Origin of the sequence: Shimwellia blattae DSM 4481 = NBRC 105725 (assembly GCF_000262305.1) — a bacterium.
Taxonomy (GTDB): Bacteria; Pseudomonadota; Gammaproteobacteria; order Enterobacterales; family Enterobacteriaceae; genus Shimwellia; species Shimwellia blattae.
This window is the reverse complement of record NC_017910.1, coordinates 2,218,950-2,232,028: the sequence shown is the minus strand read 5'-3', so window position 1 is coordinate 2,232,028 and position 13,079 is coordinate 2,218,950. Positions and strand designations below refer to the sequence as shown.

General features: G+C 57.6%; 10 protein-coding genes and 2 pseudogenes. 6 read left to right on the top strand and 6 right to left on the bottom strand.

Annotation, left to right across the window (positions count from 1 at the left end; translation table 11 throughout):
* Positions 1-212: 212 nt before the first annotated feature.
* The 3 genes and pseudogenes from EBL_RS10430 to EBL_RS10420 form a co-directional block, all read left to right on the top strand.
* Positions 213-503 (top strand): annotated as a pseudogene (locus EBL_RS10430) (recombinase family protein); the annotation flags it as partial.
* A 143-nt stretch (positions 504-646) separates the two neighbouring features.
* Positions 647-1,939, top strand: a pseudogene (locus EBL_RS10425) (MFS transporter); the annotation flags it as partial.
* Between the two features lie 173 nt (positions 1,940-2,112).
* The gene (locus tag EBL_RS10420; RefSeq protein WP_002443504.1) at positions 2,113-3,579 is read left to right on the top strand and encodes a mannitol dehydrogenase family protein; all 1,467 of its coding nucleotides are present in this window, start codon (positions 2,113-2,115) and stop codon (positions 3,577-3,579) included.
* 84 nt (positions 3,580-3,663) lie between these two features.
* Here the strand turns inward: EBL_RS10420 and EBL_RS10415 are convergent, their stop codons facing one another.
* Complete coding sequence (locus tag EBL_RS10415) at positions 3,664-4,347, bottom strand: GntR family transcriptional regulator (protein WP_002443507.1); 684 nt, start codon at positions 4,345-4,347, stop codon at positions 3,664-3,666.
* A 90-nt stretch (positions 4,348-4,437) separates the two neighbouring features.
* Positions 4,438-5,187: a bifunctional NADP-dependent 3-hydroxy acid dehydrogenase/3-hydroxypropionate dehydrogenase YdfG gene (gene ydfG / locus EBL_RS10410; RefSeq protein WP_002443509.1), complete on the bottom strand. Its 750-nt coding sequence runs from the start codon at positions 5,185-5,187 to the stop codon at positions 4,438-4,440.
* Positions 5,188-5,340: 153 nt separating this feature from the next.
* Between ydfG and dcp the strand changes: the two genes are divergently transcribed.
* Positions 5,341-7,383: a peptidyl-dipeptidase Dcp gene (gene dcp / locus EBL_RS10405; RefSeq protein WP_002443511.1), complete on the top strand. Its 2,043-nt coding sequence runs from the start codon at positions 5,341-5,343 to the stop codon at positions 7,381-7,383.
* Between the two features lie 68 nt (positions 7,384-7,451).
* Here the strand turns inward: dcp and ycaC are convergent, their stop codons facing one another.
* Positions 7,452-8,081, bottom strand: coding sequence for an isochorismate family cysteine hydrolase YcaC (gene ycaC, locus EBL_RS10400; RefSeq protein WP_002443513.1), 630 nt, complete (start codon positions 8,079-8,081; stop codon positions 7,452-7,454).
* A 12-nt stretch (positions 8,082-8,093) separates the two neighbouring features.
* Entirely contained in the window at positions 8,094-8,978 is an 885-nt protein-coding gene (locus tag EBL_RS10395; protein ID WP_002443515.1) for a pirin family protein, read from the bottom strand.
* A 97-nt stretch (positions 8,979-9,075) separates the two neighbouring features.
* Here EBL_RS10395 and EBL_RS10390 point away from each other — a divergent pair, with 97 nt between their 5' ends.
* Positions 9,076-9,963: a LysR family transcriptional regulator gene (locus tag EBL_RS10390; protein ID WP_002443517.1), complete on the top strand. Its 888-nt coding sequence runs from the start codon at positions 9,076-9,078 to the stop codon at positions 9,961-9,963.
* A gap of 24 nt (positions 9,964-9,987) precedes the next feature.
* Here EBL_RS10390 and EBL_RS10385 read toward each other — a convergent pair whose 3' ends face one another.
* Together EBL_RS10385 and EBL_RS10380 are read right to left on the bottom strand one after the other, a co-directional pair.
* Complete coding sequence (locus tag EBL_RS10385; protein WP_002443519.1) at positions 9,988-10,176, bottom strand: YegP family protein; 189 nt, start codon at positions 10,174-10,176, stop codon at positions 9,988-9,990.
* 80 nt (positions 10,177-10,256) lie between these two features.
* Positions 10,257-11,411, bottom strand: a complete 1,155-nt coding sequence (locus EBL_RS10380) for an alpha/beta hydrolase (protein WP_002443521.1) — start codon at positions 11,409-11,411, stop codon at positions 10,257-10,259.
* A 196-nt stretch (positions 11,412-11,607) separates the two neighbouring features.
* Here EBL_RS10380 and EBL_RS10375 point away from each other — a divergent pair, with 196 nt between their 5' ends.
* A complete protein-coding gene (locus EBL_RS10375; RefSeq protein WP_002443522.1) occupies positions 11,608-13,038 on the top strand; it encodes an aminotransferase-like domain-containing protein in 1,431 nt (476 codons plus the stop codon).
* Positions 13,039-13,079 lie beyond the last annotated feature (41 nt).

The window sequence follows — 13,079 nt, the reverse complement described above, 5'->3', positions numbered from 1 at the left end:
TATCTATGTATTGTGCATGGTTGTATGTTGCTGGGATGTCCGTGGGTGGATTGGAGTTCGTTTAACACAGAATGAGAGTATTGTAACTGGATGTAACGGTGTTATGTGATAGGAGGAGGGACAAAAGTGGGACAAAACGTATTTTCACCGGTTTACATGCTTTGCCAACTTTTTGCATCGCGGGACGTGTGAGCGCAGGGATGATGCGGTATTTCCGCAGCATCACTGATGGGGTGGATTTGCGTACCGCATCAGGGCGCTATAATTTCCGCAACATACTCAATATTGCCCAGTACGAATCCGATCTCAATAGTGAGCGTACCCTTGCTGGGCTGGCCGTAGCAAGAAGCCGTGGGCGAATCGGTGGCGGCAAGCGAATCATGACTGATGATGTCGTTAAGAAGTGCAAAGCCATGCTGGAATCAGGAGCAACCCGGCAGGATGTTGCAGACGAAGTCGGGGTAGGTATGTCTACGCTGTACAACCGTTTTCCTGTCGGGTAACGGTCTATGGGGCATGGGTGGGGCAAAAAAGCTCCGTGCTTATTGGGTGGTATTACCTGCTCGATAAATTTACCTGCTCTACAACAATGATAAATCCCCGGTTAAATCGGGCTATTCCACGATTAGTGAAAATAGCCCGCTAATTTATGGATTTCCAGCTTTACTCTCTTGGCGCGGCGCTGGTGTTCCATGAAATATTCTTCCCTGAACAGTCGGCTGCGCTGGCGTTAATTCTGGCGATGGGGACTTACGGTGCCGGGTATATTGCCAGAATAGTGGGCGCCTTTATTTTCGGGCGCATGGGGGACCGGGTAGGGCGCAAAAAAGTGCTGTTTATTACCATCACCATGATGGGGATCTGCACCACCTTAATTGGCGTATTGCCCACGTATGCCCAAATCGGTATTTTTGCGCCGCTATTACTGGTGACCCTGCGTATTATCCAGGGGCTGGGTGCCGGGGCGGAGATCTCCGGCGCAGGAACGATGCTGGCGGAATACGCCCCCCGGGGGCGGCGCGGTATTATCTCCTCGCTGGTGGCAATGGGCACCAACTGCGGCACATTAACCGCAACGGCCATCTGGGCGATTATGTTTTTCAGCCTGGAGCGCGAAGAGCTGGTGGCCTGGGGGTGGCGCATTCCGTTCCTGGCAAGTGTCGTGGTGATGATTTTTGCCATCTGGTTACGGCTTAACCTGAAAGAAAGCCCGGTCTTTGAGCAGGTTAATGAAGGCTCCCCGGGTGAGGCACCCAGCGCACCACCCGCGATGAATATCAGCGCCATGTTTAAAAGCCGCTCTTTCTGGCTGGCGACCGGTTTGCGCTTCGGGCAGGCGGGAAACTCCGGCCTGATCCAGACATTCCTCGCCGGTTATATGGTTCAGCAACTGTTATTTGATAAATCGATACCGACCGATGCGTTAATGATAAGTTCTGTGCTCGGGTTTATTACCATTCCGCTGCTGGGCTGGTTATCTGATAAATACGGGCGGCGCTGGCCTTATATTATTCTGAATATTTCAGCTATCCTCCTCGCGTATCCCATGCTGTCGATTATTGTCGACAACGATTATTCCCCCGGGGCGATTATGACCTCGCTGGTGATTATTCATAATGTGGCGGTGCTGGGGCTGTTTGCGCTGGAAAATATCACCATGGCAGAAATGTTCGGCTCCCGGGATCGCTTCACCCGGATGGCAATAGCCAAAGAGGCGGGGGGGCTGGTGGCCGTTGGTTTTGGCCCCGTGCTGGCCGGGATCTTCTGTACCATGGCCGATGCCTGGTGGCCCATTGCGGTGATGATCATCTGCTATTCGGTTATCGGGTTAATTGCGGCGCTGGCGATGCCTGAAGTGGGTGACCGGGATCTCAGCCATCCGGACGACGCGGCAGATCAGCCCCGCCAGGCCGAAGCGCTGCCGGGCCACAGCCTCTGACGGGCAGCCGGTCACCGCCGGTATCTGGCTGGCGGTGACCGGGCTGTGTTTTATTTTGTTACATTTAACTACCATACTAGTGTCCAGAAAAGATAAACCGGTCAATAAATAATTTGTTGTCCCCGGTAAGCTATAGCCACTATATCCACCACAAACCCATTGAGAACGACACTATGGAACACAACTTACTGAACGCAAAAGCGATTATTCCAGCTTATGACCGCGAGGCGCTGGTTCCCCGCATGGTGCATTTAGGTTTCGGGGCCTTTCACCGGGCGCACCAGGCGGTGTATAGCGATATTCTGGCGGCAGAGCACGCCAGCGACTGGGGCTATTGTGAGGTGAATATCGTTGGCGGGGAGCAGCAGATAGCCGATCTGCAACAGCAAAACCGGCTGTTTACCGTGGCGGAAATGTCGGCAGACCAGTGGCATGGGCGCGTGGTGGGGGTGGTGTGCAACGCGCTGCACGCCCAGCGTGACGGGCTGGAGGCTGTATTACAGGCCATGAGCCAGCCGGAAGTGGCGATTGTGTCACTCACCGTCACGGAGAAAGGCTATTACCACTCACCGGCGACCGGTGAGCTGCAGCTGGATCATCCGCAGATCGTGGCCGACTTGCAGGATCCCACCCACCCGGGCTCTGTGGCCGGGATTATTGTCGCCGCACTTGCCCGGCGCAAGGCAGCGGGCCTGGCAGCCTTTAGCGTGATGTCCTGCGACAACATGCCGGAAAATGGCCGGGTGACACGTAATGTGATAACCGGCTATGCCCGCGCGCTGGATGCCGACCTGGCCGACTGGATCGGGCAACATGTGTCGTTCCCCTCCACGATGGTGGATCGCATCGTACCTGCCGTGACCGCAGAAACGCTGGCGCAGGTTGAGCAACTTACCGGGGTGCGCGATCCGGCGGCGGTGGCCTGTGAGCCGTTCCGCCAGTGGGTGATTGAAGATAATTTTGTCGCCGGGCGCCCCGCGTGGGAGAAGGCCGGGGCAGAGCTGGTCAGCGATGTGGTGCCTTTTGAAGAGATGAAACTGCGGATGCTCAACGGCAGCCACTCATTTCTGGCCTACCTTGGCTATCTGGCAGGTTATGAACATATTAATGACTGCATGGCCGATGAGAACTACCTGCGGGCAGCCCGCATGCTGATGCTGCAGGAGCAGGCGCCAACGCTGTCTGTGCGCGGTGTTGATCTGGAGAAGTATGCCGAATCGCTCATTGAGCGTTACCGCAACCCGGCCCTGAAGCACCGCACCTGGCAGATAGCCATGGACGGCAGCCAGAAACTGCCCCAGCGTATGCTGGATTCCGTGCGCTGGCATCTGGCACATCAGCGGCCGTTTGATCTGCTGGCGCTGGGTATTGCCGGGTGGATGCGCTATGTGGGCGGGGTGGATGAACAGGGCCAGGACATCGTGGTCAGCGATCCTTTACTGGCGCAGATCAGCGCGGCTGTTGCGGGGAGTGAGCAGGGAGCCGGGCGGGTAACGGCGCTGCTGGGCATTGAGGCTATCTTCGGCAATGAACTGCCGCACAATGACCAGTTTGTGGCGGCGGTAACGGCGGCTTACGGGCAGCTGCTGCGCGATGGCGCTAAAGCAACCGTGGCGGCCACGGTAAAACGCCTCAGCTAATGCAGGCAGGAAGGGGGCAATGTTTCCCCCTTCTGGTACTACATCCAAACAGGCCACAGTGTGGCCTGTTTGTATTTCTGGCGATCAGTCTTCGAACCAGTCGCTGTTTTCTTTGCGGATCAGCAAAATAGAGTCGCTTATCTCATGCAGGTGGCGGTGCATTGCGGCACCGGCGGCTTCTTCGTCGTGGCTTTTTAGCCCCTGGTAAATATCCTGGTGCTGGCTCAGCAGCATTTCCGGGGGCGAAACATGATCCAGGCTCATATAGCGCACCCGGTCAATGGCCGATTTAATATTTTCCACCGTATCCCAGGCCAGCTGGCAGTCGGCAATTTGTGCCAGAGACTGGTGAAAGGCATCATCCAGGGCAAAGAATGCGTCCTGCTGCTGGTGCTCGATAGCCATTTTTTGCTGGTGAAGGTTTTGCTCCAGTAAGTAGCACTGCCCGGCGTTAATTCGCTGTGCGGCGCGGCGCACTACCGCGCATTCAATAGCCTCACGCACGAAACAGCCATTGTGTACCTGAAGCATGGAGATTTTGGTGACGTAACTTCCGCGCTGGGGGCGGATCTGAATCAGGCCGTTTTCAGCCAGTTTGATAAAGGCCTCACGTACGGGCTGGCGGGAAACATTAAAACGCACCGAGATCTCTTTTTCCGAAAGGGAGGTTCCCGGCGCGATGCGGCACTGCACAATATCGTGGCGCAGTATGCGATAAATTTGCTGATTAACAGGTTGGGTGGGATTCAGTACAGTCTCAACGGCCATGTCATTATTCTGTGTGAAAGAGAGTCTTTAGTATTATACCGCGTTTTACCCCGCGGCTATACCCGGCTCTCATGAGCCGGGTCGCAAATATCAATTCTGGCGGTGTACTGACAAACCGGCGTATGTCTGGCTGACCGGCATCATCTCCAGGGTGTTAATATTCACATGCACCGGGAGGGTGGCGACCCACCAGACCGCTTCGGTGACATCTTCCGGTGTCAGGGCGTTGGTATCTTTATAGGTATTTGTGGCTTTCGCGTCGTCGCCTTTAAAGCGCACATTAGAAAACTCAGTGCCGCCCACCAGGCCCGGCTCAATATCGGTCACCCGGATGGCGGTGCCGTGCAGATCTGTGCGCAGGTTCAGGCTGAACTGGCGCACAAAGGCTTTGGTCGCGCCATAGACGTTACCGCCCGCATACGGCCAGGAGCCAGCGGTGGAGCCCAGATTAATAATATGGCCACGGTTGCGCTCTACCATGCCCGGTAATACGGCGCGGGTCATATACACCAGCCCTTTGTTGTTGGTGTCTATCATATTTTCCCAGTCTTCCACGCTGGCTTTATGGGCGGGCTCCAGCCCAAGGGCGAGCCCGGCATTATTAACCAGCACGTCAATGGCTTTCCAGCCGTCCGGCAGGGTAGCCAGCATGGTATCTATCGCCGCCCGGTTACGGACATCCAGCTGAGCAATATAGAGATTGTCACCCAGTTCGTCTTTCAGCTCCTGAAGCCGCTCTTCACGGCGCCCGGTCGCGATGACTTTATGGCCCTGTTGAATAAAACGGCGCGTGATACATTCGCCAAAGCCCGCTGTTGCGCCCGTTACCAGAATAATCATGTGGCTGTTCCTCAATAGGTTTGTTTGCATTAGCTCAGTGCTTTTACCTTATCATGTGGTGCGTGACTTCGCCTGAGATATCTGCCGGCAAATATTGCCCCCCGGCGGCCAGGCGCATACTCTAGGGTTTTGCTTTGGCATCAGGGAGTCACCATGGGCACCAGCAATCCTTTTTTCTCCGTCAGCCCGCTGCCGTACCGGGCACCGGTATTTGATCAGATAACGGATGATGATTACCGTCCGGCGTTTGATGAAGCCATCAGGATCAAGCGCCAGGAGCTGGCTTCGATCATCAGTAACCGGGCGGAAGCCTGCTTCGACAACACCTTTCTGGCCCTGGAAAAAAGCGGCCGGATGCTATCCCGGGTGACGGCCATCTTTTTTGCCATGGCATCGGCCCATACTAACGATAAGCTCCAGCAGCTGGATGAGGAATTTTCCACTGAGCTTGCCGGGCTGCACGATGATATCTACCTCAATGAGCAACTGTTCAGACGGCTGGATGAGGTCTACCAGCGGCGCCACCAGTCAGGGCTGGATGCCGAATCACTGCGCCTGGTTGAGGTCGTCTGGCAGCGATTTGTGCTGGCCGGGGCCCGGCTTGCGGCACCACAAAAGGCGCAGCTGGCGGCGTTAAATAAAGAGTCCGCCCGACTGACCAGCCAGTTTAACCGGTTATTACTGGCGGCGAATAAGAACGGCGGGCTGCATATTGATGATGTGCGCCAGCTGGCTGGGCTGAGCGAGGCCGAAATCGCCGCCGCCCGGGATGCCGCGCAGGCGAAGGGGCTGGATTCAGGGTGGTTATTACCGCTACTGAACACCACACAGCAACCGGCGTTGCAGTCGTTGTCCTGCCGGGAGACCCGGGAGCGCCTGTTCCGCGCGGGCTGGTCGCGTGCAGAAAAAAACGATGCCAACGATACCCGCGCCATCATCAGTCGCCTGGCAGCACTGCGTGCTGAGCAGGCCCGTATTCTGGGATTTGCCGATTATGCCAGCTGGAGCACGGCCGATCAGATGGCCAAAACCCCTGAAGCCGCTCTGACATTTATGCGTAATATTGTTCCGGCTGCCCGGGCGCGGGTGGCACGGGAGCAGGCGGACATTCAGGCGCTGATTGACCAGCAGCAGGGTGGCTTTTCCGTGCAGGCCTGGGACTGGGCCTGGTATGCGGAGCAGGTGCGGGCGCAACAATACGCGCTTGATGAGTCCAGCATTCGCCCCTATTTTGAGCTGAATAACGTGCTGGAGAAGGGGGTATTCTGGGCGGCAACGCAGCTTTATGGTCTGAAATTTGTGGAGCGTTACGATCTGCCGGTTTACCAGGAGGATGTCCGGGTCTGGGAGATTTTCGATAACGACGGCCGCGGGCTTGCCCTGTACTACGGTGATTTCTTTGCCCGGGACAGCAAATGCGGCGGCGCCTGGATGGGGAATTTTGTTGAACAGTCGACGTTACTGGCCAGCGCACCGGTTATTTACAATGTCTGTAACTATCAGTACCCGCCTGCGGGCCAGCCTGCGCTGATCTCCTGGGATGATGTTATCACACTCTTTCATGAGTTCGGCCACGCGCTGCACGGGCTGTTTGCCAGCCAGCGCTATGCCAGCTTATCCGGTACCAATACGCCGCGGGATTTTGTGGAGTTTCCTTCGCAAATTAATGAGCACTGGGCCAGCCATCCGGTGGTGTTTGAGCACTATGCCCGCCACCACAGCACCGGCGCGCCGATGCCGGAAGCCCTGCGTGAGAAGCTGTTTCGCGCCAGCACCTTTAATAAAGGCTACGACATGACGGAGCTGCTCAGCGCCGCGCTGCTGGATATGAACTGGCACCTGATAAAACCCGGGGATAATACCGACGTATCCGTGGTGGAGCCGGCGATTCTGGCCGGGGAGCAGCTGGCGCTGGAGGCGGTGCCTCCCCGTTACCGCAGCAGTTATTTCGCCCATATCTGGGGCGGCGGCTACGCGGCAGGATATTACGCCTATTTATGGACTCAGATGCTGGCAGATGACGGCTATAAATGGTTCGAAGAGCAGGGCGGTTTAACCCGGGAAAACGGTGAGCGCTTCCGCGAGGCGATACTCTCCCGTGGCAACAGCGCTGATTTGGCAGCACTTTATTACCACTGGCGCGGCCACGATCCGGAAATAGAGCCAATGCTGGAGAATCGCGGGCTTAAAAGCTGACGCCCCACACCTGGCGACACCAGCGGCATTTAGTGACACCGCCCCGCAGGTGCGGGGCGGTATCCGGGTCAGGATTTGCGGTTAATGACGGTACTGTAGCTGTTCATCAGGCTACGGTAGTCGGGAATATGATTACTGAACAGGGTGCCCAGCCCTTCAATATCATTACGCCAGTCGCGGTGTAACTCGCAGGCGACGCCAAACCAGGTCATCAGCTGGGCCCCGGCGTTGCTCATGCGATCCCAGGCAGACTGGCGGGTCAGCTCGTTAAAGGTGCCGGAAGCGTCGGTCACGACAAAGACCTCAAACCCCTCTTCAAGGGCGGACAGGGCCGGGAAGGCCACGCACACTTCAGTCACGATACCGGCAATAAGCAGCTGTTTTTTCCCGGTGGCTTTCACCGCTTTGACAAAGTCTTCGTTGTCCCAGGCGTTGATCTGCCCGGGGCGGGCAATGTAGGGCGCATCCGGGAACAGATCTTTTAACTCGGTCATTAACGGGCCGTTAGGGCCATCTTCAAAACTGGTGGTCAGGATGGTCGGCAGATTAAAATATTTTGCCAGATCGGCCAGCGCCAGCACGTTATTGTTGAATTTATCCGGATCAATATCACGCACCAGTGACGATAAACCCGCCTGGTGATCTACCAGCAGAACCGCAACATCGTTTTTATCCAGCTTAATGTAAGGTTTACTCATAGTACCTCTCCTTCAGTTATTTTCAGTGCTATTGTCCGGCTGGATTTGCCCGAACTGGCCGCGGGTAAAATCGCGGATAGCCTGGCTAATCTCTTCCCGGGTATTCATCACAAACGGGCCGTGCCCCACTACGGGCTCATTGAGCGGCTCGCCGCTTAACAGTAAAAGCCTTGTTTCTTTACTGGCCTCCAGCACCAGATGCTCGCCCGCGCGGGACATTACCGCCAGCTCAGCACTGCCGACGGGCTGCCCGTCCGTTTGCAGCTCACCGTGCAACACAAACAGCGCCGTGGTGTGGCCCGGGGGCAGCATTATAGTCACCTGGTGGCCGGCCAGCAGCTGAAGATCCCAGACATTCATCGGGGTCATGGTGCGGGCCGGGCCGCGGATCCCGCTGTACTCACCGGCAATCACCCGCACCTGGCCTGCGCCATCCGGCAGGGGGATGTCCGGTATCGTCTCTGCGGTGATCCCCTGGTATCCCGGTGCCGCCATTTTGTGCCGGGCGGGCAGGTTGACCCACAACTGGACCATCTCAAACGCACCGCCCTGACGGGCAAATTCGGGGCTGTGGTACTCTTCGTGAATCACGCCAGAGGCGGCAGTCATCCACTGAACATCCCCCGGGCCAATGGTGCCCCCGCCACCGGAAGAGTCCCGGTGTGAAACACCGCCTGCATAAACAATAGTCACAGTTTCGAAACCACGGTGAGGATGTTGCCCGACACCGCGTTTTTCACCGGTGGGGGAGAACGTGGTCGGACCGGCATAATCCAGCAGCAGAAACGGGGACATGGCTTCGGGGTTATCCCGGTAAGAGAAAATATTCATTACCGGAAAACCGTTACCAACCCAGTGGCGGCCGTTACTGCGTTTAATAAAGGCAACTTTTTTCATGGTGGCACTCCGCTAATCTGGATGTGATCACTATAGGAAGTTGCAGATTTGTTGTGTAGATGGTTAAATCCAAAAACACTTTCCAGTGAGTTGTTAAATGGACTTCAATCAGATTGCGGTATTTATTAAGGTAGTACAGGCTGGCAGCTTCAGTGCGGCGGCGCGCCAGCTGTCGCTGCCGGTATCGACCGTCAGCCACCGGGTGGCGATGCTTGAAAAACGCCTCGGGATCACGTTGCTCCAGCGCACAACCCGGCGGCTGCACCTGACGGAGGCGGGGCAGATTTATTTTCAGCACGCCTCGGCCGGGCTGGGGCAGTTACTGGATGCGGAAGCGGCCATTAAGGTTGTCGCCGCTGAACCCTGCGGCCTGCTCCGGGTGTCGGTACTGCCGGATCTCGGGGAACAGTTGCTGGCATCCATTTTACTGGAGATACGCGACCGCTGGCCCCGGCTACAGGTTGAGCTGTTGCTGACCCACCGGCGTATGGATCTGGTCTCTGAAGGGGTTGATGCGGCTATCCGGGCCGGGGAGCTGGAGGATTCCTCGCTGGTGGCCCGCAAAGTGGGCACCGCCCGCTGGGCTGTCTTTACCAGCCCGGGGTATCTCGCAACCACACCCGCCCCTGAAACCCCCGAACAGCTCTGCCAGCACCCCTGTCTGCAGTTCACCCCAATGGGGAAAACCGCCTGGGCCTTCTCCCGGGGGGCGCAGCATGTCACGGTGCCGGTGGGCCAGCAAATCGTGGTGAATAATATTGGCCTGGTGATGAACATGGTACTGGCCGGGGGCGGTGTGGCGCTATTGCCGGACTATTTATGCCGCCAGGCATGCCAGGAAGGGCGGCTGGTGAGGCTGCTGCCCCAGTGGCAGGCGAAGCAGGATCCTATTCATCTGGTCTATCCCCGCCAGCAGTTTGTGTCGCCGGGGCTAAGAGCGTTTCTGGATATTGCGGGGAAGACGCTAAAAACCTGGCTGGCCTGATGCACAGCCAGGTGGAGTCGCGCGTCAGACGGTTTCGTCGCGGATATCGTCGCTGGGGCCGTTCTTCTGCACTGAGGCGATCCCTTTTTTGGCCGCCTCTTTGGTGGCGTACATTTCGCTGGTGGCGATGGTTTCGTGGTTCCCGGCTTTCAGCAGAAAATAGTAAGGCTGCGCGACGGCTTTTTCCGATTTTTTAATCACGTAATAACCCATAGTTCGCTCCTGAAATAAACAAAAGACGCTTTAGCTATAGGCCATAGCTGGCGATTACGCAACCGCAGGGCGCCCGGTGTTTACTGGCTTTTCTTTTCTCCGGCGGCCATCTGTTGCAGGACAAAAGGCACCACATCGCGCAGCGACGGGTTAACGAGGCTGTCGCTATCCAGCTCAGGGTAGTAATGCACGCTAACCGACGTCCCGGCCTGCCGGACATCACGGGCGAACTGTTTTTGCATGGCGCCCGGGAAGGTAAGATCTTTCCCCCCGATCCCGATAAACACCGGATGCGTTATTTTCAGGGTCGGGAAGCTGATGACCTTCTCCTCAGCGGCGAGCATCTCCCGGAAGGCCGGTTTCAGGGTGTTGCTCATCGTCAGTTTGTTTTTTGCCACGGCCCCGGTTAACGGGCGCAGACATAACTGGCGCGACTGCGCCAGCAGGGGGAGGGCCGCCCCGGTAAAATAATCGGCGGCGTTAATGGTGTGGTTATGGTCAGCGGCCGACTGCCAGAGATAAAACAGCGGCGGGATCCGCGGATCACCTTCGGGGCTCTCCTGGTCGCGGGTGTCAAGCAACGCCTGTAGCGCCTGGGGCTGATTAAAATACGGGGTGCCGGTGACCACGGTCGCCACAATATTCAGATCGCTGGCATATTGTGGCTGATACCCGGCGGCGGCAAAGGCGGCGTGAGCCCCCTGGGACTGGCCAATCAGGATCAGTTTATTTTGCAGCGGGAAGTGCGCCAGCGCCGCCCGGATGCTGTCCAGCACGCTCCAGGCCTCGGCGCGGGCATTCAGATAGTGGTGCAGCCCGCCGGAGCCCAGCCCCTGATAGTCTGGCGCGACAACCGCAAACCCCAGCGAGAGCCAGGTATTCAGATACTGGCTCTCACGTGCTGTGCGCGGGTTGAGCGACGGTGCGCACTCGCTGGCAATGCCTGCGGTGCCGTGGGCCCAGACCACGACCGGCCAGCCCTCTTTGGGCGCCTCGCCAAACGGGAGGAATATGGCCGCGCTGTCTGTGCGCATGCCTTTACCGGCCACGCCATTTCCGGCGCGATACCCGATACGGTACTGAACGGCAGCCTCGCTGAGCTGATCGGCGGCGGATAGCGCTTTGCGCGTCACCAGCTGGCCGTTTTCGCCGGCGGTTGCGGCACCAGAGAGTAGTGTCAGACCCAGGCCAAGCCCCAGGGCCAGGCCATATAATTGCGTTGCTGCGCGCTTCATTCTCCACTCCATAGCATAGTCATATCACCCGGGAAGCAGCATACCTTATGCTCTCCGGGGAACAATACTCCCATTTTGCCGCCTGTCTTTTGTCCCATATCAGTATGGGCGTACGCTTAACAATAACAGGTCTTAATATATACCTTTTTTTAACATCTGATATGCTGTGCGTAAGGTCGCGATACGGGGCAGCAGAATGAAAAAATACCAGCAACTGGCACAGCAAATCAGCGAACAGATAGCCCTTGGCGTCTGGCAGCCGGGTGATCGGCTGCCGTCACTGCGCGAGCAGGTAGCCAGCAGCGGCATGAGTTTTATGACCGTCAGCCACGCCTACCAGCAACTGGAAAGTCAGGGGCGAATTATTGCCCGCCCCCAGTCCGGCTACTATGTGGCGCCGCATCCGGTTTCCCGGGAGCAGCCAGCCCCTCCTGTGCCGGTGACCAGTAATGAATCCGTTGATATCAACCGCTATATTTTTGATGTTCTTCAGGCCAGCCGCCACCCCGATGTGCTGCCGTTCGCCTCTGCGTTTCCCGATCCGCGCCTGTTCCCGCTGCAACCGCTTACCCGCTCCCTGGCCCGGGTGAGCAAAACCATGACCGCCATGAGCGTGATAGAGAACTTACCCCCCGGGAATGCCGGGCTGCGCCACGCCATTGCAAGGCGCTATGCCCGCCAGGGGATGAATATCTCCCCGGATGAGATAGTCATCACCAGCGGAGCCCTGGAGGCGCTGAACCTGAGCCTCCAGGCGGTCAGTGAGCCCGGTGACTGGGTCGGGGTGGAGGACCCGTGCTTTTACGGTGCGCTACAGGCCCTGGAGCGGCTGCGCCTGAAAGCGGTCGCGATTAACACCGATATCCGCGAAGGTATCGATCTGGCGGCCCTGGAGCAGGCGCTCCGGCAGTACCCGATGAAAGCCCTCTGGCTGATGACCAACAGCCAGAACCCGCTGGGGTTTACCCTGAGTGCCGGGAAAAAAGCGCAGCTGGTTGCGCTGCTTGCCCGCTATAACGTGGTGCTGATTGAAGACGACGTCTACAGCGAGCTCTATTTCGGCCGCAATAAACCCCTGCCGGCGAAATACTGGGATAATCAGGACCGGGTGCTTCACTGCAGCTCATTTTCCAAGTGCCTGGTGCCGGGGTTCCGGATTGGGTGGGTCGCGGCGGGGAAATATGCCCGGCGTATCCAGCAACTGCAGCTGATGAGCACCTTATCCACCAGCTCCCCGATGCAGCTGGCGCTGGTGGATTTTATTACCTCCCGGCGTTACGACGCCCACCTGCGCCGTTTGCGCCGCCAGCTTGCCGAGCGCAAACAGCGGGCCTGGCAGGCCCTGTTGCGCCATCTGCCTGCGGACGTCACCATTCACCACAGCGACAGCGGTTACTTTTTATGGCTGGAGCTGCCCGCAGGGATCGATGCCAGCGTGCTGAGCGCCAGGGCGCTGGCCTGCAATATCAGCATTGCCCCCGGGAAGATGTTTTCCGCCACCGATAGCCGGGCGTCATTTTTCCGCTTTAATACCGCCTGGAGCTGGGGGGAGCGCGAAGAGCAGGGGGTAAAACAGCTTGGCGAACTTATTGAACAACTCTGCCGGGCCCATGCCGCCAGAGGGTGAGTTAGCCCCCTGCCATAAAATGTGAGCAATAGCACATTTCA